This is a genomic window from Microlunatus speluncae, assembly GCF_009299835.1.
In the GTDB taxonomy this organism is placed as follows: Bacteria; Actinomycetota; Actinomycetes; order Propionibacteriales; family Propionibacteriaceae; genus Microlunatus; species Microlunatus speluncae.
Map to the genome: position 1 here is coordinate 332,838 of NZ_VKCZ01000019.1, position 22,208 is coordinate 355,045.

Consider the following 22,208-nt stretch of genomic DNA (forward strand, 5'->3'; position numbering starts at 1 on the left):
GTCGAGCTTCGGTGTGGGCGGGTCAGCGGGTCTGGAGGAGTTCCTTCATGGTGGTGATCTCGGCCTGCTGGGTGTCGATGATCGTCTGGGCCAGCTCGCGGGCGGCCGGGTTGCGGCCCTGCTTGAGCTCGGTCTCGCCCATCCCGACCGCGCCCTCGTGATGGGCGATCATCAGCGTCAGGAACAGGCGTTCCGCCGCGGCGGTGTCGCTGGCGCGGATCCGTTCCAGGTCGGCCGCGGTGGCCATGCCGCCGTCGGACTCGCCATGACCCTGGTGGCCCGACGGGGTGGCCGGGCGGCCCCAGTCGGCGAGCCAGGACGTCATCGTGTCGATCTCCGGCTGCTGCGCGGCCTTGATCGCCCGGGCAAGGGTGACCAGCTCCGGATCGACGGAATCCTTGGCCAGCAACAGGTCGCTCAGCTCGATCGCCTGCTGGTGGTGCGGGATCATCCCCTGGGTGAACGCCACGTCGGCGTCGTTGACGTCGCCGGCGGCCGGCGCGGCCGGGCTCGAGGCGTGGTGGGCCGGCGGGGGAGCGGCCGGAGCGCAGCCGGCCAGGCCGCCGAGGAGTCCGGCGGCGAGCAGGGCGACAGTGGGCAGGGCGACAGTGGGCAGGGTGAACGTGTTCATGATCGAATTCCTTCTCTGGTACGGAAACGGCGCGGGAATGATCACCGGCGCCGGATGACGGTGCTGAGGTCCTAGGAGGGTGGTGTCAAACGGTGCCCGCAGCGAGCGGCACCCAGGCGCGCGCTGGACTGCGTTGTCGTCGGCGTCCGTAGGACACCGCTACGACCTTCTCCTCCGCCTTGCCCAGCACGCACCTGGGCACCGCTCGCTACGACCACCGTTCAACACCACCCTCCTAGTCCCGGATCAGGTGCGACTGATGGAGAGTTCGATCAACGACAACGCGGTACGGAAGCGGACCGCGGGTGGCGCGAGCCGAGGCAGCGGCCGGGTCAGGCCGGGCGGCGCCAGCCGCCAACCGGGCCGGATCAGCGCGGCCGCGACCAGCAGCAGGGTCAAGATCAGCAGACAGGTGGCCAGCGCCATCTCGTGCCCCGCGCAGTCGGCGCAGCCCTGGTCGTCGGCCGGGGCGTGATCACCGGCCGCACCGTGCAGCGCCGTCATGGCCGCCGGGTCGGCCGGCTGCCCGGTGGCGACCCGGTGCTCGCTGGACAGCTGATGCATCGCGATCAGGCCGAGCACGACCAAGATCACCGCGACGAGGCGCCGACTCAGCCGATCCATCGGTCCATGGTAGGGGCCTTCAATCGGCCGAGCCCGTCGGCACCGGCGCGATCGGCCACGCCGAGGCCGGGTCCACGGCCACCGCGACACACCGGGATCGCGGATGCCGAGGCGCCGCGACGTCGCGGTCTAGGGTCGGGGCATGGCCGACGCGGGAGTTGGCCCGATCGCTGCGAGCCCGGCGCACCGATCGAGGCTGCGGGAGAACCTGGCGGCATTCGCCTACCTGATTCCGGCGCTGTTCGTGTTCGTCGCGTTCTTCTTCATCCCGCTCGGCCGCTCGATCTATCTATCCTTCACGCGGAGCGACATCTTCGGTCGGCCGACCGGGCTGATCGGCTTCGCGCACTATGCCAATGCGTTCACCAATCCCGAGTTCGGCCGGATCCTGTTGACCACCCTCGGCTTCGTCCTGCTGACGGTGATCCCGAGCATGGCGCTCGGGCTGCTGTTGGCGCTGCTGCTGCAGGACAGGATCCGCGCGATCCGGCTGTTCCGGACCGCATTCGCGCTGCCGTTCGCGTTCTCGGTGGCCACCGCGGCCGTGTTGTTCGGGGTGATGTTCAACCCGGCCACCGGCGTCCTCAACGGGATGCTGTCGATGATCAACATCGCGCCGGTCGGATGGCTGACCGATCCGCGGGTCGCGTTGATCTCGGTCGCGATCACCTCGATCTGGATGCAGCTCGGCTACAACCTGCTGGTGCTGTCGGCCGGCCTCGGCGCGGTGCCGGACGACGTGCTCGAGGCGGCCCGGCTGGACGGCGCCCACGGACTGCGGCTGCAGTTCGGCGTGATCATGCCGTTGATCAGCCCGCAGCTGTTCTTCCTCGCGGTGACCGGCACCATCCAGGCGCTGCAGAGCTTCGGCCAGATCCACATCCTGACCCGCGGCGGCCCGGACCGGTCCACCACCACGCTGGTGTACTCGATCTACGACGTCGCATTCGCCAACAACAACTCGAACTTCGGCTACGGCTCGGCGCAGGCGATCGTGCTGTTGATCGTCGTGCTGGCGATCACCGCCTTCCAGTTCGGGGTGCTGGAGCGGAAGGTGTACTACAGCTGATGGCCATCGCCACGGTCGAACCGACCAAGACCCAGCCCCGGCAGCGCCGCGGCGGGCTGAAGACCGCCCGCGCCGGGGTCGGCACCTACCTCGCGCTCGGGCTGCTCTTCCTGATCTTGTTGTTCCCGGTCTACTACGTGATCATCGGCAGCTTCATGTCGCCGGCGGACATCAACACGTTCCCGCCGAAGCTGTGGCCGGTCAGCGGGTTCACGCCGCAGAACTACGCCTCGGCGCTGGACGTGATCCCGCTGCTCCAGCAGTACGGCAACTCCTTCGCCGTCGCCGCCCTGGTCGTGCTCGGTCAGTTGATCACCAGCATCGCGGCGGCGTACACCCTGGTCTTCCTGAAGCTGCGGGCCCGCCGGTTCTGGTTCTTCCTGCTGCTCAGCACGATGATGATCCCCTGGGAGGCGATCATCATCCCGAACTACCTGGCGATGGCCGAGCTCGGGCTGGTCAACACGGTCTGGGCGCTGGCGCTGCCGTACCTGGCGGCGGGCTTCGGAGTTTTCCTGGTCCGGCAGGCGTTCCTGGCCTTTCCGATGGAGCTGCGGGACGCGGCCAAGGTGGACGGGGTGAGCGATTTCGGCTTCCTCTGGCGGATCGTCATCCCGCTGACCCGGCCGACCCTGGCCGCACTCGGCGTGTGGTCCTTCCTGTCCGCGTGGAACATGTATTTCTGGCCGTTGTTGATCACCCAGGCGCCGGAGAACCAGACCATTCAGATCGGCATCACCCAGCTGCAGTCGGTCGACGCCGGCGATCCGGGCATGGTGCTGGCCGGGGTGGTGCTGGCGCTGATCCCGACGCTGATCCTGGTGCTGTTCGGCCAGCGGTTCATCGTCCGCGGCCTGACCGCCGGAGCGGGGAAGTGATGATCATGAAGCGGAGAGTCGCGCTCGCGCTGATCATGGGCCTGGTGCTGACCGGCTGTGCCGGCCAGCGTCCGGAGGGCAACCTCGACGTGCCCGATCCGGGAGTCCTGGACCGGGCGAGCGGGGTGACCACGGTCAGCTTCTGGCACTCGATGGACGCCAGCAACGGCGTCGCCCTGAACAAGCTGGTGGATCAGTTCAACGCCGAACACCAGGGCAGGATCGCTGTCAAGGCCACGTTCCAGGGCGCCTACGACGACGCGATCACCAAATACAAGGCGTCGGTGCAGTCCAACACCACCCCGTCGATGGTGCAGATCTACGACATCGGCACCCAGTTCATGATCGACTCCAAGCAGGTGGTGCCGATCGCCGACTTCGCCGACCGGGACGGCTACGACCTCGGCCAGATCCAGAAGAACATCGCCGGCTACTACACCGTCGCCGGCAAGCAGTGGTCGATGCCGCTGAACAGCTCCGTACCCCTGCTCTACTTCAACAAGACCGCCTTCCGCGACGCCGGCCTCGATCCCGATCATCCGCCGCGCAACCTGGCCGAGATCCGGGCCGCGGCCGAGAAGCTGTCCCGCTCCCGCGGCGGACCGATCCAGTACGGGTTCGGCGCCGCGATCTACGGCTGGCTGCTGGAGCAGCTCACCTCCACCGCCGACCAGCTCTACTGCGACGCCGATAACGGCCGGTCCGGCGAGCGGGTGCGGAGTGTCAACCTCGACTCGCCGCTGTTGATCGAGACCGCCACCTGGTGGCAACAAATGATCAAGGACGGGCTGGCGGTCAACACCGGCCGGGCGACCAAGGATGCGCAGGATGCGTTCAAGGCCGGGCAGACGGCGATGACGCTGGAGTCGACCGGCTCGCTGAAGTCGTTCCTCACCGCGGCCGAGGGCAAGTTCGAGGTCGGCGTCGCCCCGTACCCCGTGGTCTCCGGCACCCTGCCGGCCGGCGCCGGACCGTCGATCGGCGGCGCCAGCCTGTGGATCTCCGGCCCGGGTCACACCGAGGAGGAGAAGGAAGCCGCCTGGCAGTTCGTTCAGTTCCTCAGCACCCCGGAGTCACAGGCCTTCTGGCACACCAACACCGGCTACTTCCCGGTCACCCCGGCCGCGCTGAAACTGCCGGTGGAGCAGGAATATCTGGCGAAGAACCCGCAGTTCCAGGTCGCCATCGACTCGCTGAACGCGACCGAGGTCCGGCCCACCAGCACCGGCTGCGTCGCCGGCTCGATGCCGCAGATCCGCAAGGCCTCCGAGGACGGGCTCGAGCGCGTACTGATCGGCCAGGATCCGACCGAGTCGATGCGCAAGGTGAAGGAGAACGTCGCCCTCACCATCGCCAACTACAACGACTCCACCGGCTGATCCAACGAAGCTCAGGTCGGGCCGTCCAGGTCGTAGTGGGCCCGGTGATGGTCGATCTCGACCAGATGGGTCTCGACCCAGGCGGCCAGTCCGGTGATCGGCTCCAGCAGCGTGTGGCCGAGTTCGGTGAGGTCGTACTCCACCCGCGGCGGCACCTCGGCGTAGGCGGTCCGGGTGACCAGCCCGTCCCGGGCCAGCCCGCGCAAGGTCTTGGTCAGCATCCGGTGCGAGATGCCGTCGGCCTCGCGCATCAGCTCGGTGAACCGCAGCGGGCCCGCCGCGAGCAGTGACACGACGACCAGCGACCACCTGTCGCCGACCATCCGCAGCCGGTCCCGGACCTGCTGCCGGCCGCGGTCGTCGGTGCAGAAGATGACCTGACCCGGCTCCACCTTCTCGATGCAATCCACGCTGGCTCCATTTCTTCCCTCGAGTCGCGTCACGCACTTCGAAGTGCGCGTGGACAAGCCGAAATGCGGTGCGGATCCGGCTTGTTCCCATCAGCGACAACAGGGCAGGGGCGCGGCTTCTTCCCTCGGCAACGATCCAGGAGGCACCATGGTCAAGATCGGCATCATCCTCGGCAGCACCCGACCGGGACGCAACGGCGAGGCGGTCGCCCGGTGGGCCCTCGACCGGGCCCGCACCCGCGGCGACGCCGACTACGAGCTGATCGATCTGCTGGACCACCCGCTGCCTCATCTCGATGAGGCGATCCCGCCGTCGCTCGGCCAGTACGCCGGCGAGCACACCAAGCGTTGGGCCGAGACCATCGACCGGTTCGACGGCTACGTGTTCGTCACCCCGGAATACAACCACTCCACGTCGGGCGTGCTGAAGAACGCGATCGACTACCTCTATCGGGAGTGGAACGACAAGGCGGCCGGGTTCGTCAGCTACGGCGGCGTCGGCGGGGCCCGGGCCGTCGAGCATCTGCGGCTGATCGCGGCCGAGCTGCAGGTCGCGACGGTACGGGAGCAGGTGGCACTGTCGCTCTTCACCGACTTCGAGGAGTTCAGCCGGTTCCGGCCGAACGAGCGCCAGGGCAGCACCCTGGACGCGATGCTGGACCAGCTCACCGCCTGGTCCGGCGCGCTCCGCGGGGTGCGGGAAGGGCGGCGGTTGGCTGCCGTCTAGTAGTAGCGGATGGGGCATAGGAGTTTCGTTCCCTGAGCCTGTCGAAGGGCAAGCCCGATGAACCGGCATAGTTGTCCACAGATCTGCCGGAGTCAGCTTGCTGACTCTCCTGATCTGGATCCATCCTCAACGAATGCCCTACACCTATCTGCTCGAGTGCGTCGATGGCACCTTCTACGTCGGCAGCACACGAAATCTTGATCAGCGCATGCAAGATCACTATCTCGGGTCGGCCGATGGCTACACGTCAAAGCGGCGGCCGGTTCGGCTGGTTTGGTTCGCGGAGTGCGACCGGATCGATGAGGCGTACGCGCTGGAGCGCAAGATCAAAGGTTGGCGGCGCGCGAAGCGTGTTGCTTTGATCGAAGGGCGGTTCACCGACCTGCCCGGTTTGTCACGTACATCGCGGGCACGGGGCGATTCGGATGGCGGGCAGGTCGGTCGATAGAGCGCGGCGCATCGGGCTTGCCCTTCGACAGGCTCAGGGAACGGAACTCCTGTGCGGCCTAGCTCTGCCCCTTCGACAGGCTCAGGGAACGGAACTCCTGTGCGGCCCAGCTCTGCCCTTCGACAGGCTCAGGGAGCGAGAACCTGCATTGGTCATCTGATGGTCACCTCAGGGTCGATCGACTGATCCGCGGGCGGGAGGTACGGCGGTTAGCCTCCGCGCGACGGCGCAGCACACAGACGGGGGACTATCGTGACCGACCATGATCATGAGCAGGATGGAGTCGAGGAGTCGGCGGGTGGCGGTCTCGACCGACGCCGGTTCATCGGAATGGGCGGCGCGGCGGCGGCGCTGGGGCTCGGGGCGGCGATGACGGGCCAGTCGGCGCAGGCGGCGCCGGCCTCGGCGCGCGGGCTGCGCTTCGGCAAGGACGGTACGTTCACGATCGTTCAGTTCAACGACACCCAGGACGACGAGCTGATCGACCGGCGGACGATCGAGCTGATGGAGAAGACGCTCGACTCGGTCCGGCCGGATCTGGTGATCTTGAACGGCGACAACATCACCGGCGGCTGCGAGAACGAGCTGGCGATGCGGCAGGCGATGAACAACGTGGTGCTGCCGATGGAGCACCGCAAGATCCCCTGGGCGATCACCTTCGGCAACCACGACGAGGACTCGACCCCGGACACCGGGATGGACGAGCCGGACATGCTCGCGTTCTACCGCTCCTATGATCACAATCTCAACAAGCCGAGCCCGGCCGACATCACCGGCACCGGCAACATGAACCTGATCATCAAGGGATCGAGCGGGCAGCGGCCGGCGTTCAACCTGTTCCTGCTGGACAGCGGTCGGTATGCGCCGGCCAAGATCGCCGGGCAGGACTTCGAGGGCTACCCGACCTGGGACTGGATCCGGATGAACCAGGTGCAGTGGTACACCGAGACCTCCCGCCGGGTCGAATCGCAGGCCCGCAAGGTGGTGCCGGCGCTGATGTTCATCCACATCCCGCTCTGGGAGTACCGGTTCATGTGGTTCGCCAGCGTGGACAGCCGGACGGCCGCCGATCATGGCCGGGCCGTGGCCAAGCACAAGATCGTCGGCGAACGGAACGAGGACGAGTGCCCCGGCCCGGTCAACAGCGGCATGTTCTCGGCGATCTTGGACCGCGGCGACGTCAGGGGCGTGTTCTGTGGTCATGATCACGTCAACACCTACGTCGGCGACTACTACGGCGTCCTGCTCGGCTATGCCGGCAACACCGGCTTCGGCACCTACGGGCTGTCGGGCGCCGAGCGCAACCGGCTCCGCGGAGCCCGGGTGTTCACCCTGACCGAGGACGGCGACGACGTGCAGGTCGACACCGAGATGGTCTGGGCCAAGGACTTCGGCATCGACCTGACCGCCAACGACCAGCCGATCCCGCCCGCCCCGCTGGAGCGGTCCCAGCGGGGCTGAACCGGTCGGGTCGTTATGGGCGTGTGGCCCAGCGGTGTTCGTTCCCTGAGCCTGTCGAAGGGCAAGCCTGATGCCCTCTTGGTTGGGCCTGTGGGCCGGAAAGGCACCTGGCTTTGCCCTTCGACAGGCTCAGGGAACGGACGTGTCGGGCTTGCCCTTCGACAGGCTCAGGGAACGAGCGTCAGACCGCCGCGGCGAGCAGCTGCAGGGCCGCCTCGGACGGCGAACCGGGTGCGGCGGTGTAGAGCAGCAGCCGCTGACCCGGATCGTCGGGCAGGTCCAGCGACTCCTCGTCCACCGTCATCACGCCGACCTGGGAATGCCGCAGGTCCAGGGTGGCGTGAGCGCAGCTCTGCACCCGGTGCCGCGACCACAGGGCCGCGAACTCGTCGCTGCGCAGGGACAGCTCGCCGATCAGCTCGGTCAGCTCCGGATCGTCGCCGTGCCGACCGGCCAGAAAGCGCAGGCAGGCCACGGTCTCCCGGGCCTGCCGCGGCCAGTCGACGAAGAGGTCGCGGACCGGCGGATCGAGGAAGGTGATCCGGGCCAGATTCGGCAAGGCGCCCGGTCCGGCCGCGAAGGTCGAGTCGAACAAGGCCTGGCCGGCCCGGTTCCACGCCAGCACGTCCATCCGGCGGCCGATCACCAGGGCCGGCACGTTCAGCGTGGAGACCAGCTGCACCAGCCCGGGCCGGAGCCGTTCGGGCCGAGCCCGACGGCGGACCGGGGGAGTGGGCCGCGCCAGCGCGTGCAGGTGCGCCCGTTCATGATCATCGAGCCGCAGCGCTCGGGCGAGGGCATCCAGCACGACATCGGACGCGTTCCGGCTCTGCCCCTGCTCCAGCCGGGTGTAGTAGGCCGGGCTGACTCCGGCGAGCTGGGCCAACTCCTCCCGTCGCAGGCCGGGGACGCGGCGGCGGCCGTACTCACCGAGGCCGACGTCCGCCGGCCGCAACTGCGCGCGCCGCGACCGGAGGAAATCGCCGAGCCCGATGCTGTTCTGCATCGGTCCAGTATTGCCAAGGATTCGGCCGCGACCCTGACCCTGCCAGGCCTACGTTCAGCAGACGCTGGTTGCCCGGCCGCCGGCCGGGCAGCCTGGGCGGCATGGATCTCCAGCTCAGCGGACAGACCGCCCTGATCACCGGATCGACCGCGGGCATCGGCTTCGCCGTCGCGACCGGCCTCGCCCGCGAGGGCGTCACGATCGTCCTCAACGGCCGCGACCAGACCCGCCTGACCGGCGCCCGGGACCGGCTGCTCGCCGCCGTGCCCGGCGCGGAGGTACGCACCGTCGCCGCGGACGTCACCACCGCGGCGGGCGGCCGCCGGCTGCTGGACGCCGAGCCCGACGTCGACATCTTGATCAACAATGTGGCGATCTCCGACTTCGCGACGTTCGCTGAGGTCGCCGACGAGGAGTGGCTGCGCTACTTCGAGACCAACGTGCTCAGTTCGATCCGGCTGTCCCGGCACCACCTGCCCCGGATGCTGGCCCGCGGCACCGGCCGGATGATCTTCGTCTCCGCCGACTCCGCGGTCACCGGTGATGCGGACATGCTGCCGTACGCGATGACCAAGAGTGCCCTGCTCACCGTCGCCCGCGGCCTCGCCGAACTCACCCGCGGCACCGCCGTCACGGTCAACTCCGTGCTGGCCGGGCCGGTCGCGACCGAGGGCGCGATCGACTTCATCGCCAAGGCCGCGGCGGAGCAGGGCCGGTCGGCCGCCGAGGTCGAGGCCGCCTACTTCGCCGAGTATCGCCCGACCTCGCTGCTCCGCCGGCCGGCGACACCGGAGGAGTTGGCCAGCCAGGTGGTCTACCTGAGCAGCCCGCTCGCGGTCTCCACCAACGGCGCCGCCGTCCGCGCCGAGGGCGGCACCATCCGGACCATCGGCTGAGTCATTTCAGTCCGCTGTGCGCCAGGGCGGCGATGAAGTTCCGTTGGAAGATCAGGAACACGACCATGATCGGCAGCACCGACGAGACCGACGCCGCCATCGCCAGCCCCGCGGAGAGGCCGCCGTCGGAGTCGACGAACTGGGTCAGGCCGAGCGGCACGGTGTAGCTGGTCTTGTCCGACAGCATGATCAACGGGGTCTCGTAGTCGTTCCAGGAACCGACGAAGCTGATGATGCCGAGCGCGGCCAGCACCGGCCGGGCCAGCGGTAGGTAGATCCGCCAGAACACCTGCCACTCGTTCGCCCCGTCGATCCGTGCCGCCTCGCCCAGCTCGGGCGGCGCGGCGACGAAGAACTGGCGGATCAGGAAGGTGCCGAAGACGGTGAAGATGCCCGGCAGGATCAAGGCCCACAAGGTGTTGTAGAGGCCGAGCTGCTGGAAGTACATGAACCGCGGGATCAGCAGCAGCTGGGTCGGCACGATCGCCGTCGCCAGGTAGAGCAGAAAGATCTTGTCCCGGCCGACGAAGGAGAGCCGGGCGAACGCGTACCCGGCCATCGAGGAGGTGAACAGATCACCGGCGACGCCGACCAGCGAGACCAGCAGCGAGTTGGCGAAGTAGCGGGCGATCGAGGCGTCGCCGAGCCAGACGTCGGCGTAGTTGGCCCACTGCACCGGGTCGGGGATCCAGCGCACCGGGATGGAGAAGACGTCGAGGTTGCGCTTGAGCGAGGACGAGATCATCCAGACGAACGGAAGCAGGAAGCCGATCGCCAGCGTCCAGAGCACGATCGCCTTGACGTAGCGGCGGAGCCGGGCGGCCGGCCGGTTGCGGGCCGGGGTCCGACGCTGCGGTGTCCGCTCGAGCGGACGGGACAGGGTGCTCGTCGCGGTCATGTGTACAACCCCTGGTTCCGTTGCAGCCGCCAGAAGAAGACGCTGAGCAGCAGCACGCCGAGGAAGCTGGTGACGCCGATCGCCGCCGCGTAGCCGAACCGGTAGTACTGGAACCCGTTCTGATACATCAGGTACGACATCGTCGTGGTCGACTCGCCCGGCCCGCCCTGGGTCAGGAACGCGATCAGCCCGAAGCCCTGCGACTGGCTGATCATGGAGGTGATCAACAGGAACGTGGTGGTCGGCATCAACGACCGCCAGGTCACGGTGGCGAACCGGCGCAGCGGCCCTGCTCCGTCGATCGCCGCGGCCTCGTGTAGATCCGCCGGCATGCTCTGCAGCGCCGACAGGTAGATCACCGCGTGGAAGCCGACCCCGGACCAGACCGCGATCATGATCAGCGACGGCAGGCTCCACTCCTGCGACACCAGCCAGGTCGGCGGTTCGGCGATGCCGATCGTCCGCAGCCCGAGATTGATCAGGCCGCTGGACGGATTGAGCAGCAGCAGCCAGACGAAGCCGATCGCGATCGAGGAGACGATGTGCGGGATGAAGAAGATCACCCGCAGCGCGGCCCGGCCGGGCACCTCGCCGTTCAGGGCCAGGGCGAGCGCCATTCCGCCCGCCATGGTCAGCGGGACGCCGAACCCGGCGTAGGTGATCGTCCGTCGCACCGCGTCCCAGAACGCCGGGTCGGCCGCCAGCTCGGTGAAGTTGGCCAGGCCGACGAAGCTGAGCCCCTCCAGCCCGGACACCACATCCCAGTCGGTGAAGGCGATCGCCAGACCGGACAGCAGCGGGATCACGGTGAAGGTGGCGAAGCCGAGCAGATTCGGCAGGATGAACAGCCAGCCCACCCGGGTCGACATGCCGCCCGGGCCGCGGGCGGTGCGACGGCGGCTCAGCGGGAGGGACGGCTCGATCCGCGCCCCGCCGATCGTCGTGAGGTCGGTCATCGGACCGCTCTCAGGGTGCCGTCGCGATCGCGGCGTCGGACTGTTTGACCGCCTCGGCCACCCAACTCTCGACGGTCCGGTCGCCGAGCAGCACCTCGTCGGTGAGCTTGAGCAGGATCTGTTGGATCTGGGTCGCGCCGGCGAACTTCGTGTCCACGGCGACCTGGAACTGGTCGGAGAACAGGAACCGCTCGAACGAGGCCGGATCATAGATGGTGTCGCGGTCGGGCCCGAGCAGCTGCGCGATCATGTCGGCCGGCTTCGCGTCGCCGACCAGCGATGGCAGTCGGCCGCCCTTGATCATGTACTTCCCGGCGTTGCGGACCCAGAAGGCGAGGAAGGTCCAGGCGGCGTCGGGATTCTTCGACTTCGCACTGATCGACATCAGGTCGCCGATCTGGCCCTCGTTCCAGTACGGCTTGCCCTTGACCGGTGCCGGCGGCGGCAGGCAGATGGTCCTGAAGTCGTGCGGATACTCCTTGGTGTCGCCGATGTAGCGGACCAGGTGACCGGCCTGGATCACCATCGCCACCCGGCCGGCCAGGAACGGGGTGTGCGGGAAGGTCTGCAGCTTCTCAGCCAGGATCTGCGACCGCGGCATCGCGGTGCCCTCCCGCTGCAGCTCGAGCGCGAGTTCCAGTTGCTGGGCGAACAGCGGGTGGGCGAAGTTGGCCTTGCCGTCGGCGGTGTAGCTCGAGTTGGGGCCGAGCGTGGCCCGGGCCAGGGTTGGAGCGGTGAGCGTACCGAAGGCCTTGTCCTTGACCGTCAGCTTGCGGGCGATCTCGCAGTACTCGTCGACGTCCCAGTCCTCCGGCAGCGTGATGCCGGCCTCGTTGATCATGGTCTCGTTGACGTAGGTGTTCAGCGGCGCCAGCGCCGCCGGGACGGCGAACAGCTTGCCCTCGAACGGATAGTTGTTCACCGGATCCGCATCGACGGTGAACTTCGCGAAGTCGGCTTCGCCGTTGATCCGGTCGGTCAGCTCCAGCGCCAGGGTGCTGCGCTTCTTCAGGTTGGCCGGGCTGTAGGAGAAGAAGATGTCGATCGGTACGCCGCCCTGCAGCGAGGTGTCGAGCTTCAGGTTGCCGGGCTCGTCGTTGACGTAGCGGGTGTATTCGACCTTGATCTCCGGGTGTTCCTCGCCGAAGGCCTTGATCAGATCGTCCGGCCCGGACTCCGCCGGCACCCCGCCCCAGACGCGGAGCACGCCTCCGCCGCCTCCGCCGCCACCGGCACCACCGCCGCAGCCGGCCAGGGCACCGGTGGCGGCGACTCCGGCCAGTCCGGACAGGATTGTTCGCCGTGGCAGGGCGCGCGGGATCGCGGCGCCGGACATCGTCTTGGTCATGATCATCTCCCCGTTGAGGTGTGTGGTTGATGCGGGTCAGGTCAGAGTGGCCTCGACCCGTCGTCGGGCGTCGTGCAGCCAGAGCCGCAGCGTGGCGTGGTCGACCTTGTCGTTCGATCCGGTGATGGCCAGGGCCACCGGCAGGTTCTCGCCCGTCTGCAACGGGATCGCGCCGCCGAGGCCGCCGACGTCGTACCACTCGTCCAAGATCAGCACGTCGTGCTCGAGCAGCTTCCGGGCGGCGCGCAACGCCGCCGTGGCGGTGGCCGGGACGCGGTCGGTCGGTTGCTCCCAGCCCAGCCGCTTCTTGGAGGCGGCCAGAATGGCGAGGGCCTGCCGCTGCGGCAGTTCGAGCAGCAGCCGGAGTGCGGGGGAGGAGACGTGCAGCGGGAAGGCCGGCCCCCAGAAGGTGATGGTCTCGTTGCCCATCGCGGTGCGCAGCAGATAGATCATCTCGGTCCGCCAGAGCAGGCACAGGTGGACGGTGAAGCCGGGGTGCTCCGCGGCGATCTGTTCGATGGTGGCCCGCGGCTTGACCACCAGCGGGAACTGCGCGATCGCCGGGGCGAAGGTGAGGATGCCGTAGTCCGGGACGAACCGGCCGTTGGCGGCCTTGCGGACGTAGCCGAGATCGGTCAGGGTCGCCAGCACCCGGGAGATCGAGCTCTGATGCAGGCCGAACCGGCGGGCGATCTCGGTGCCGGTGAGCGGCGCGCCCTCGTCGATCAGAGTCCGCAGGATCTGCAACCCGCGGGCCAGCGACTGTACTCCGCCCGATGGGGCTTGGATGTCGGTCATGGTGGGCATTGTGTCGAACGATCAATCCGGGACCGGGGACCGCTGGATCCGCGGGTCGGGGTCGGCGTAGCAGCGGACGGAGAAGATCGCGGCCGGGGCGTTGCCGTGGCCGGCCAGCACCTCGACGCTGAGCCGGTCGGTGGTCACCGGCGGATCCATGATCAACTCGCGCCGGGACTGGTGGTTGTCGGTGATCTCTGCCAGCACCTCGGACCCGGCCAGCACCCGGAAGTCGCGGACGCAGAACGGCATCTCCGACTCCGGATGGCCGTAGAGGGCCGACTCCATCGGATGATCGAAATCGGTGTCGAAGGACAGCTCCACCCGGCCGATCGGCTGCGCCTCGGGCCAGGACAGCTCGAGCCGCGGCGCCGGGTCGTCGACCGCCGCGACCCAGGCGTTGCTGCCGCTGGTCGGCCGGTCGGCGCCGACGCCCACGTTGGTCGCCGGGTACGCGGGCGGTGCCGGGTCGAGCCGGAGCGCGAGATTGCGTCCCGTCGGTCGCCGCTCGGGGGTCCAGAACTCGATCCGCGGCCGGCCGATCGCGGCGTCCTCCTCCTGGGTCGCCTTGTGCCGCAGGCCGACGGTGCCGGTGATCAGTTGATCACTGACGTGGACGGCGACGCCGTCGCTGGCGAGCAGGCTCAGCTGGACGTAGCCCGGCTCGGCCAGCTCGGCGTCGAAGTCGATCTTCACCGGCTGGTCCGATCCCGGTCGCAGCTCGAGGTCGGCGGCGGCCAGCACGATGTCGCAGGTGTAGTCGTCCGGACGCAACCCGACCCGCAGCTCGGCTCGGACCGTGGCCGGGTGATCGGCGTCGAAGATCAGGCCGAACTGCGGCACCGGCCCGGCCGCCAGCGGCAACAGTTGGCCCCGCGACCGGTCCAGCGGGACGGCCTGGCCGCTGTCCGGCAGCTCGGTGAGACGGGCCTCGGACGACGCGGTGATCATGGCCGTCCGGGTCAGATCGTCCGGGTCGTCGAGCAGCACGCCCGGCAGGTGCTGGCCGCGGCGCAGCAGCTCGCGGCGCAGCCCGCCGGTCCGCTCCGGGGTGGCCAGCTCGGCCGGGCTGAGCCGGTCCCGCAGGCACAACGCGGCCGCGACGCCGACGGCTTGGCCCATGTGCGCTCCGGTGCCCATCACCCGGGTGGAGCCGAACGCGACGTGGCTGGCGCTGATCAACCGGCCGGCGAGGAACAGGTTGGCGACGTCGGCGCTGACCAGACAGCGGTACGGGATCTGGTAGGTGCCCCGGGCATGCAGATGGTTGCTGCCCGGATGCTCGGAGAAGACGCCGTCGGCCGGATGCAGGTCGATCGACCAGCCGCCGAAGGCGACGCCGTCGTGATGCAGCCGCTGCTCCAGGATGTCGCTCTGCCGCAGCATGTAGAGCCCCTCGAAGCGGCGGGACTCGCGCTTGCCGGGGACGTGGCCGACCCATTCCAGGGTCAGGTTCTCGGCGTCGGGGAACTCACCGGAGTTCTTCAGGTGGTTCCAGACGCCGTAGATCACCTTCCACAGCTCCCACTTGATCAACTCGGTGTCGTGCACCGTGTCCAGCCGGCCGCCCCACTCGATCCACCAGAGCCGGCAGCCGTCCTCCTTCGTGTTGAAGCTCCGGGCCCGCGGAATGGTGGACAGGTCGTCCAGCGCGTACGACGGCGGCACGAACCGGACCGGATGGCCCACATCCTTGCTGTAGAAGTACATCGAGTGGCCGAGCAGCGGCCCGTACTCCTCGGTCGGCGCGAACGGTTCGCCGAACTCGGCCGACGCCTCCGCTCCCATCCGGAACGCCGCGCCGGCGGAGAAGGCCAGGGCGCCATCTCCGGTCGAATCCAGGAACAGGGGAGCGGTGAGCTCGTACCGGGTGGAGTTCTGGCTGCAGAACGCCGACACCGAGCGGATCGTGCCGTCGGCGACGTCGGCGCCGACCATCGCCGTGTTCAGCAGCAGCGTGATCAACGGCTCCTGGGTCACCTTCTCCAACAGGATCGTGTCGAAGATGATCGAGTTGCCGTCCCGGTTGCGGTACGTGTTCTCGACGATGATCTCGTCGACCACGCCACCCTCGCGGGCCCAGCGGTTGTTGTTGCCCATGTGCGCGGTGGCACCGAGCACCCAGAGCCGCACCTCACTGGAGGCGTTGCCGCCCAGCACTGGCCGGTCCTGGACCAAGATCACCCGGACCCCGGCCCGGGCCGCGGTGATCGCGGCGCAGGTGCCCGCCATGCCGCCGCCGACCACCACCAGGTCGGCCTCGAGCGAATCGGTCCGGAAGTCCCGCCGGGCCTCGGCGGGAGCGACATGGAGCTGACCGGTTCGGGTGCTGGACGACGTCGGCGGCGTATGCATGACCCCACCTTAGGTATGCGAATAGCGCATGCACAGAGCTCGGGTATGAGGATCTCAGATGTCGACGGAACTGAACCGGTGATCGCCGTCCGCGACGGTGAACCGGGCCAACGTGCGGACCTCGTCCCGGACGCTGACCCGGTCGGAGCCGCGGACCTCGATGATCATCCGGTCGGCGTCGAGATCACAGATCCCGTAGCCGCAGTGCAGGTCGGCCCAGGCCAGCAGCGGATTCATGGTGCGTCGGATCTGCGCCCGTTCGTTGGCCTCCGGGTCGAAGTCGAGCGCGCTCGTCACCGACGGGCTGGTCACCTCGACCCCGATCGTCGGGCCCTCCGGGTCGAGCGTGTCGCGCGGCACGTTGGACGCGTAGCACCGGTGCACGTCGCCGCCGAGCGCGACGAAGTTGCGCATCCGGCCGCTGTCGAGGGCGTCACCGACGCAGGAGAAGACGCGCTGCTGGGTGGCCTGATAGCCGTCCCAAGTGCCGCCCGAGAACTGGGTCGGCCGGTCCGGACCGGACGCCGTGTTGAGCCTGGCCAGCAGCAGTTGCTGCGGCACCAGGTTCCAGCGCACCGGCCGGGCGCCGAGCCCGTCCAGCAGCCATTGCTCCTGCTCCGCGCCGAGCATCTTCAACCCGGGGTTGCGTCGGTCGCCCTCGTCGGGGACCGTTGCGCCGACCATCGGGTCGCGGTACTGCCGGGTGTCCAGCACGTCGAGCTGGGCCATCGTCCCGTAGTGCAGCCGGCGATACATCCGGGCGTCGGAGCCGCGCGGCTGCTGCGGCCGGCGCAGCGGCATGTTCTCCCAGAACGCCCGGTAGGCGGCCGCCCGACGATCGAGATCGAGCGGGCCGGACTCGTAGTCGTTGGCGAGTTCATGATCATCCCAGGTGGAGATGAACGGCGTGTTCCGGCTGACGGCCTGCAGGTCGTCCTCACTGCGATAGAGGCCGTAGCGGAACCGGTAGTCGGCGAGATCGGTCGCCGTGACCTGAGCTTCGGACGGGATGCCGCTGACCGGCCGGCCGCCGTTGATCTGGACGATGCCGTACTCGTAGATGAAGTCGCCGAGGAAGAGCATGGCGTCGAGGTCGGCCACGGCGGCGTCGCGCATCGCGTTGAAGTAGCCGGCCCGATAGTTCTGACAGGAGGCGAAGCCGAACCGCAGCGGCCGGGACTCGTTCGGCGCGGGTGCGGTCAGCGTGCTGGCCGGTTCGGAGACGTGATCACCGATCCGGAAGCGATACCAGTAGCGCCGGGACGGCTGGAGCCCGCCCGCCTCGACGTGGACGGCGTAGCTGTTCTCGGCGAAGGCGGTGACCGTCCCGCTGCGGGCGATCTTGCGGAATCCCTCGTCGGCGGCCACCTGCCAGTCCAGCCGGTAGCGGGCGGTGGTGGGCATGCCGCCGGTGTAGTCGAGCGGGTCGGTGATCAGTCGGGTCCAGAGCACCACCGAGTCGGGCCGCGGGTCGCCGGAGGCCACCCCGGCCCGGAACGGATAGGAGTTGATCTTGGTGGTCGTCGCGGCCCGGGCCGGGTCCGGCCGGCGCAGGGCGAACGCGAGGCCGGCGGCGCCGCCACCGGCGAGAGCAAGGAAGCGCCGGCGACTTTCGCTGTCGAGCCGGCGGAACGAGGTGCGAGCGGTGAACTTCGGTGATTCCCCCATGGCGGAGAAGGTAAGCCCGGCACACAGGCCTTGGCAATGCGTGATGCGCATGATGGACTGAACACATGCGTAACAGCCGACGGTTCTTCGACTGCGATGAGGAGATCAAGGGCTACACTGGTAGTTAGCTAACTACCAGGAGGTCGCGATGAGCACTATGTCGTCCCAGGAGTTCAATCGGAACCCCACCTCGGCCAAGCGTCAGGCTGATGAGGGGCCGGTATATGTCACCGAGCACGGAAAGCCCGCCTATGTCGTCATCAACATCGACGAGTACCGGAGACTGAAAGGCGAGCTGAAGGCTGATCTGGTCACACGTCTGCAGATGGACGAGTACCACGATGTTGAGCTTCCTCCGGTTGAGATGGACATCAAAGGCGCCACGTTCTGATGTTTGTGCTCGACACCAACATCATCTCTGAGATCCGGAAGAAGGATGCTGCCAACCCCGCGGTCATCGAGTGGATGAGAAGTCAGGATGACGAGATTCTGTACACGACCTCACTGACGATCTATGAGCTCAAACTTGGCATCTTGAATCTACCGAGACAGGATCCAAGGCAGGTCGCAGCCTTCGACCAGTGGTTCGACGAGGTCGTGAGTGAATTCCGCGACAAGGTGCTCCCTCTGGACCTCAGGTCTGCGATCGGCGCCGCCGAAGCCAACAAGCGAACCAACATCGAGATGAAGGACTGCATGATCGGCGCCATCGCCGATCATCACAAGATGACCGTCGTGACCCGGAACGAGAAACACCTGGCCCGGGTCACGCGGCGGGTGATCAATCCCTGGGAGTCATAGGCTCAACTGCAACGCGCCGTCGATCAGATCTGGCCGGACTCGATCAAGCCCGGCAGGTCGGCCGCCACCTGATCCGGGGACGGCCTCGCGGCGATCTCGGCCACCAGCACCGTCGCGTCGGCGGTGGCCAGCCCATCGACCGCCTGCCGTAGGACCTCGACCGAACCCATCGCGATGCCCAGGCTGGAGAAGAGAATCCGCACCTGATGATGGTGTCACTCGGTCGCGTGGAGGACCCCGGGGCTATTGGTGCTGGTCCGGGTTGTCCCAGAAGTAGCATTCCGGGTCGTAGACAGCCGGGGTCGGATGGATCCAGGTGTTGACGAAGCCGCCGAGGGTCAGGTTCTCCTTGCGGGGCACGTTGCGGAGATCGGTCTTGATCACCGTGATCTGCGGGAAGTTGGCCACGCAGCCCATGAAGAACGGGCCGTCGGAGATGTGGAGCTTGATCATCTCCCAGACCAGTTGGTGCCGCTTCAACTCGTCCGGCTCGACCTTGCTGGCGTTGTAGAGCTCCCAGATCTTCTGGATCGGGCCCTCCCGGTCCGGCTCCAACCGCGGCGGGTGCCGCTCCCACGGATCGAGCTCCAGCTCCGTGCCGGCCGTCTTGGTGCCCAGCTGCTGATACCACTGGCCTTCCAGCGGAGCCCAGCGGGACGGCTCGATCGGCACCAGCCAGGTGGGGTTGACCAGCAGGTTGGGCCCGTCGCTCGCCTCCCAGTTGCTGCGCGACATCAGTTTGCCGGTCTTCCACTGATCATCGAAGCTCTGCGGCGGGATCGGGTTGATCTTCATCGCCAGCCCGACGGCCTTCAGGTCGGACACCAGCTGGTTGTCCTTGGTGGAGTGCTCGGGCGAGGAATCGGCCTGGCTGTCGATCCGCAGGGACAGCTTCTTGCCACCGGGGAGCTCGCGTACGCCGTCGCCGTCGGAGTCGATCACGCCGAGCTCGTCCAGGAGTTGCTCGGCGCGCTTCGGGTCGTAGCTGACGTAGGAGTCGCGCCAGTCGGCGTAGGTCTGCTTGCCGGTGTCGTTGACGAGATACTCGATCGCCTTGGGGCTCAGGGTTCCGGTGGTCGGTTCACCGGTGTTGAAGTAGACCGACTTGCGGACCGCCTCGCGGTTGAACGCGTGCGAGATCGCCTGCCGGAACTTCGGGTTCCGGATCAGTTCGCGGACCTCATCGTCGATGTAGTCGTAGTTGAAGAAGAAGATCGAGCCGGTGCCGGAGCCGCTGTCCCACAGGATGATCTCGGTGCCGGATTTGGCGGCGTTGTCCTTCAGGCCCTGCACGTCGTTGAGTGAGACCCGGTTGAACGGGCCGTGGCAGTAGTCGACGGTTCCCTGCTGGAGCTGGAGTTTGCCGACCTGGTCGTCGGTGACGACGCTGATCTGGATCTCGTCGATGTAGGGAAGTTGATCACCGTTCGGCATCACGCACCAGTAGTACGGGTTGCGCTCCAGCACCACTCCCTTGGCGTTGTCGAAGGACTTGCACCGGTAGCCGGTCAGGGTCGGACACTCGGGATTGCGGTGCCAGTCGGAGCGGGTCACCATCAGCCCACCGACCGCGTCCCAGTCGTCCCCGACCTCCTTGTTGTACTTGGGATGGAACTGCTTCAGGTACCGGCTCGGCATGGACCAGAACGGGCCGACGCGGGGGCCGTTCACCCACATCGCGATCCGGTCCGGCGTCAACGGGGCCGGCGCGTCGAAGGCGATCATCAGCGTGGTCTCGTCGACGGCGGTGAACGTGGCGAGCGTGCCCTTGCCGGACCGGGCCTCGTCCGGCGGGGTGATCGCCATCTTCTGCTCCAGGACGAACTCCTCCCACCAGAACATCACGTCCGCCGTCGTCCACGGCGCGCCGTCGGACCACTTCAGCCCCTTGCGGAAGTGGAAGGTCCACTCCGAGGCATCGTCGTTGGCCTCCCAGGTCTCGATCAGTCCGGGCCCGACATCCTTGCCGTCGTTGAGATAGCGCAGCGGCGAGTTGCCGTAGAAGAACTCGAAGTCGGAGACCGCGCCGGCCGCGCCGGTGGTGGTGAAGACGTTCATGTTGAGCCTGCCGCCGTACTTGCCGGGCGTCACCCAGCGGTGCGGGATCACGTACGGGACCTCGGGCAGCCGCTCCTCGACAGGTGGCAGGTCCTGGCCGTCCAGTGCCGGCGCCTGCTGGTATGTGCCCGGCGGCGTCAACGGTTCGGACGCCGACCCCTGGGCCTCGGAGCGGGGACCGTCCGGGTTGTCGCCGTCCGGGGTGTCGCCGCCGGAGCAGCCGGCCAGCGCGGCGGCACCGGCGACCAGGGCGGAGCCGTACAGGAAACTGCGGCGGGAAAGCTGGGAAGCGTGCATCGGGGCCCCTTCCAACATCACTGTTGTCCGCGCCGGCGGGCGTGCGGCAGTCGCTCGTCCCGACCCCCGAGGCACAGGAACGAAACACGCCGTCAGGCGCTATCTAAGCGCTTAACCTAGGCGAGTTCCGGGCACCACCGACAGCCCCCGCGCCGGATGGTGAGACCCGGTGCGGGGGCGGCGAACGGGTTCAGAGCCGGGCGAACGCCGCCTCGGCCACGTCCAGCGTCTCGGCGACCTGGGCCTCGGTGTGGGCGGTGGAGAGGAACCACAGGCCGCGCGGCACGATGTTGACGCCGCCGGCGTAGAGCAGCTCGTGCAGCCGGGCCATCGCGGACCGGTCGCAGCCGGCGAAGTCGCGGTAGTCGCGAACCTCGGACCGATCGGTGATGTAGGTCTGGAAGACCGGGCCGGGGCCGTCGACGAGCAGCGGAACGCCGTGCCGACCGGCAATCTGCCGCAGCCCGTCCATCAGCGATCGGCCGGTCTGCCGCAGCGCCGGATAGAGCCGGTCGGCCTGATCATGAAGCTCGGTCAGGACGGCGTTCGCGGCCGCCATCGCCACCGGGTGGGAGTTGAAGGTGCCCGCGTGGGCGACGGTCCCGTTGCTGATCGTGTCCATCACATCGCGGCGGCCGACCAGCGCCGACACCTGCATCCCGCCGGCCATCGCCTTGCCGAAGGTGGCCAGGTCGGGCGTCACGCCGATCACCTCCTGGCCGCCGCCGGGGGCGACCCGGAAGCCGGTGATGATCTCGTCGAAGATCAACAGCGCGCCGTGCTCGGTGGTCAGACTGCGGGCGCCGGCGGCGAACTCGGGATCCGGCGTGATGCAGCCGGTGTTGCAGAGGATCGGTTCCATGATCACCGCGGCGATGGTGTCGCCCCGGTCGGCGAAGATTTCGGCCAGGGCGTCCAGATCGTTGTACGGCAGCACGATCAGGTCGGCCGCGCCGTTCGGCGGCAGTCCGGCCGAGCCGCCGACCGCGGCCGGATGCCGGGCGTCGCCGGCCGCGGCGAGATCCGGATGCACGCTGTAGAGCACCGGGTCGAGCCAACCGTGGTAGTTGCCCTCGAACTTGATGATCACGGTCCGGCCGGTGTGCCCGCGGGCCAGCCGGATCGCGCCGTGCACCGCCTCGGAGCCGACGCTGTTGAAGCGCACCAGTTCGGCGCACGGCACCATCGCGCAGAGTCGTTCGGCGACCTCGGCCTCGAGCTCGTGCTGGGCCGCGTACGCCACCCCGCGGCGGGCCTGGGCCGCGACCGCGTCGGCGACGAGCGGGGAGGCGTGGCCGAGCAGGCCCGGACCCTGGCCCAGGACGTAATCGAGGAAGCGGCGGCCATCCACGTCCCACAACTCGGCCCCGGCGGCATGATCGACGAACAGTGGCACCCCGGCGCTGCGCCGGGCGTCGCTGGACACGCCGCCGGCGATCACCTTCCGGGCGCGTTCGTACGCCTCGGCGGCTTTCGGTCCGGACGTCGGGTGGTCCATGA

At 68.2% G+C, this 22,208-nt stretch carries 22 protein-coding genes; 9 read left to right on the forward strand and 13 right to left on the reverse strand.

All coding sequences use genetic code 11. From position 1 onward, the window contains the following. Nucleotides 1–22 precede the first annotated feature (22 nt). Nucleotides 23–631: a DUF305 domain-containing protein gene (locus FNH24_RS23840; protein ID WP_152364731.1), complete on the reverse strand. Its 609-nt coding sequence runs from the start codon at nt 629–631 to the stop codon at nt 23–25. Between the two features lie 246 nt (nt 632–877). Next, the gene (locus tag FNH24_RS23845; protein WP_152364732.1) at nt 878–1,255 is read right to left on the reverse strand and encodes a DUF6153 family protein; all 378 of its coding nucleotides are present in this window, start codon (nt 1,253–1,255) and stop codon (nt 878–880) included. Between the two features lie 142 nt (nt 1,256–1,397). On the opposite strand from FNH24_RS23845, the gene FNH24_RS23850 reads away from it, so the two are divergent. From FNH24_RS23850 to FNH24_RS23860, 3 genes are read left to right on the forward strand one after another with little or no spacing between them, the layout of a single operon-like run. After that, nucleotides 1,398–2,324: a carbohydrate ABC transporter permease gene (locus FNH24_RS23850; protein WP_152364733.1), complete on the forward strand. Its 927-nt coding sequence runs from the start codon at nt 1,398–1,400 to the stop codon at nt 2,322–2,324. After that, on the forward strand, nt 2,324–3,202 hold the full coding sequence (locus FNH24_RS23855; RefSeq protein ID WP_152364734.1) for a carbohydrate ABC transporter permease: 879 nt from the start codon (nt 2,324–2,326) through the stop codon (nt 3,200–3,202). Before FNH24_RS23850 ends, FNH24_RS23855 begins: the two co-directional genes overlap by 1 nt. 5 nt (nt 3,203–3,207) lie before the next feature. Beyond that, nucleotides 3,208–4,581 carry an ABC transporter substrate-binding protein gene (locus FNH24_RS23860; RefSeq protein ID WP_161606287.1) on the forward strand — a complete coding sequence of 458 codons (1,374 nt, stop codon included), beginning with the start codon at nt 3,208–3,210 and terminating at the stop codon, nt 4,579–4,581. 11 nt (nt 4,582–4,592) lie between these two features. Here the strand turns inward: FNH24_RS23860 and FNH24_RS23865 are convergent, their stop codons facing one another. After that, nucleotides 4,593–4,991: a winged helix-turn-helix transcriptional regulator gene (locus FNH24_RS23865; protein WP_246187041.1), complete on the reverse strand. Its 399-nt coding sequence runs from the start codon at nt 4,989–4,991 to the stop codon at nt 4,593–4,595. Nucleotides 4,992–5,139: 148 nt separating this feature from the next. On the opposite strand from FNH24_RS23865, the gene FNH24_RS23870 reads away from it, so the two are divergent. The 3 genes from FNH24_RS23870 to FNH24_RS23880 all read left to right on the forward strand — a co-directional run bounded on the left by FNH24_RS23870 (nt 5,140) and on the right by FNH24_RS23880 (nt 7,627). Beyond that, a complete protein-coding gene (locus tag FNH24_RS23870; protein WP_152364736.1) occupies nt 5,140–5,718 on the forward strand; it encodes an NADPH-dependent FMN reductase in 579 nt (192 codons plus the stop codon). A gap of 133 nt (nt 5,719–5,851) precedes the next feature. Continuing rightward, nucleotides 5,852–6,166 carry a GIY-YIG nuclease family protein gene (locus FNH24_RS23875; protein ID WP_152364737.1) on the forward strand — a complete coding sequence of 105 codons (315 nt, stop codon included), beginning with the start codon at nt 5,852–5,854 and terminating at the stop codon, nt 6,164–6,166. Nucleotides 6,167–6,418: 252 nt separating this feature from the next. Further along, entirely contained in the window at nt 6,419–7,627 is a 1,209-nt protein-coding gene (locus FNH24_RS23880; RefSeq protein WP_217428465.1) for a metallophosphoesterase family protein, read from the forward strand. A gap of 181 nt (nt 7,628–7,808) precedes the next feature. On the opposite strand, the gene FNH24_RS23885 is transcribed toward FNH24_RS23880, so the two are convergent. After that, a complete protein-coding gene (locus tag FNH24_RS23885) occupies nt 7,809–8,633 on the reverse strand; it encodes a helix-turn-helix transcriptional regulator (RefSeq protein WP_152364738.1) in 825 nt (274 codons plus the stop codon). A gap of 101 nt (nt 8,634–8,734) precedes the next feature. Between FNH24_RS23885 and FNH24_RS23890 the strand changes: the two genes are divergently transcribed. Continuing rightward, nucleotides 8,735–9,529, forward strand: coding sequence for an SDR family NAD(P)-dependent oxidoreductase (locus FNH24_RS23890; RefSeq protein ID WP_152364739.1), 795 nt, complete (start codon nt 8,735–8,737; stop codon nt 9,527–9,529). Nucleotide 9,530: 1 nt separating this feature from the next. Here the strand turns inward: FNH24_RS23890 and FNH24_RS23895 are convergent, their stop codons facing one another. From FNH24_RS23895 to FNH24_RS23920, 6 genes are read right to left on the reverse strand one after another with little or no spacing between them, the layout of a single operon-like run. Next, nucleotides 9,531–10,427, reverse strand: coding sequence for a carbohydrate ABC transporter permease (locus FNH24_RS23895; RefSeq protein ID WP_152364740.1), 897 nt, complete (start codon nt 10,425–10,427; stop codon nt 9,531–9,533). Beyond that, nucleotides 10,424–11,383: a carbohydrate ABC transporter permease gene (locus tag FNH24_RS23900; RefSeq protein ID WP_152364741.1), complete on the reverse strand. Its 960-nt coding sequence runs from the start codon at nt 11,381–11,383 to the stop codon at nt 10,424–10,426. Before FNH24_RS23900 ends, FNH24_RS23895 begins: the two co-directional genes overlap by 4 nt. Nucleotides 11,384–11,393: 10 nt before the next feature. Then, nucleotides 11,394–12,731 carry an extracellular solute-binding protein gene (locus FNH24_RS23905; protein WP_152364742.1) on the reverse strand — a complete coding sequence of 446 codons (1,338 nt, stop codon included), beginning with the start codon at nt 12,729–12,731 and terminating at the stop codon, nt 11,394–11,396. Between the two features lie 36 nt (nt 12,732–12,767). Further along, nucleotides 12,768–13,529 (reverse strand): helix-turn-helix domain-containing protein, encoded by a 762-nt coding sequence (locus FNH24_RS23910; RefSeq protein WP_161606288.1) that lies wholly within the window; start codon nt 13,527–13,529, stop codon nt 12,768–12,770. A 21-nt stretch (nt 13,530–13,550) separates the two neighbouring features. Beyond that, nucleotides 13,551–15,884, reverse strand: a complete 2,334-nt coding sequence (locus FNH24_RS23915; protein ID WP_152364744.1) for an FAD-dependent oxidoreductase — start codon at nt 15,882–15,884, stop codon at nt 13,551–13,553. A 54-nt stretch (nt 15,885–15,938) separates the two neighbouring features. Next, nucleotides 15,939–17,552, reverse strand: a complete 1,614-nt coding sequence (locus FNH24_RS23920; protein WP_161606289.1) for an alkaline phosphatase D family protein — start codon at nt 17,550–17,552, stop codon at nt 15,939–15,941. A 148-nt stretch (nt 17,553–17,700) separates the two neighbouring features. On the opposite strand from FNH24_RS23920, the gene FNH24_RS23925 reads away from it, so the two are divergent. Together FNH24_RS23925 and FNH24_RS23930 are read left to right on the forward strand one after the other, a co-directional pair. Continuing rightward, a complete protein-coding gene (locus FNH24_RS23925) occupies nt 17,701–17,943 on the forward strand; it encodes a type II toxin-antitoxin system Phd/YefM family antitoxin (RefSeq protein ID WP_152364746.1) in 243 nt (80 codons plus the stop codon). Continuing rightward, nucleotides 17,943–18,353, forward strand: a complete 411-nt coding sequence (locus FNH24_RS23930; protein ID WP_152364747.1) for a type II toxin-antitoxin system VapC family toxin — start codon at nt 17,943–17,945, stop codon at nt 18,351–18,353. Before FNH24_RS23925 ends, FNH24_RS23930 begins: the two co-directional genes overlap by 1 nt. A gap of 23 nt (nt 18,354–18,376) precedes the next feature. Here the strand turns inward: FNH24_RS23930 and FNH24_RS23935 are convergent, their stop codons facing one another. From FNH24_RS23935 to FNH24_RS23945, 3 genes are all read right to left on the reverse strand, one after another. Continuing rightward, the gene (locus tag FNH24_RS23935; RefSeq protein WP_152364748.1) at nt 18,377–18,556 is read right to left on the reverse strand and encodes a hypothetical protein; all 180 of its coding nucleotides are present in this window, start codon (nt 18,554–18,556) and stop codon (nt 18,377–18,379) included. A 40-nt stretch (nt 18,557–18,596) separates the two neighbouring features. Next, nucleotides 18,597–20,708, reverse strand: coding sequence for an ABC transporter substrate-binding protein (locus FNH24_RS23940; RefSeq protein WP_152364749.1), 2,112 nt, complete (start codon nt 20,706–20,708; stop codon nt 18,597–18,599). Nucleotides 20,709–20,898: 190 nt separating this feature from the next. Then, nucleotides 20,899–22,206 carry an aspartate aminotransferase family protein gene (locus FNH24_RS23945; protein ID WP_152364750.1) on the reverse strand — a complete coding sequence of 436 codons (1,308 nt, stop codon included), beginning with the start codon at nt 22,204–22,206 and terminating at the stop codon, nt 20,899–20,901. Nucleotides 22,207–22,208 lie beyond the last annotated feature (2 nt).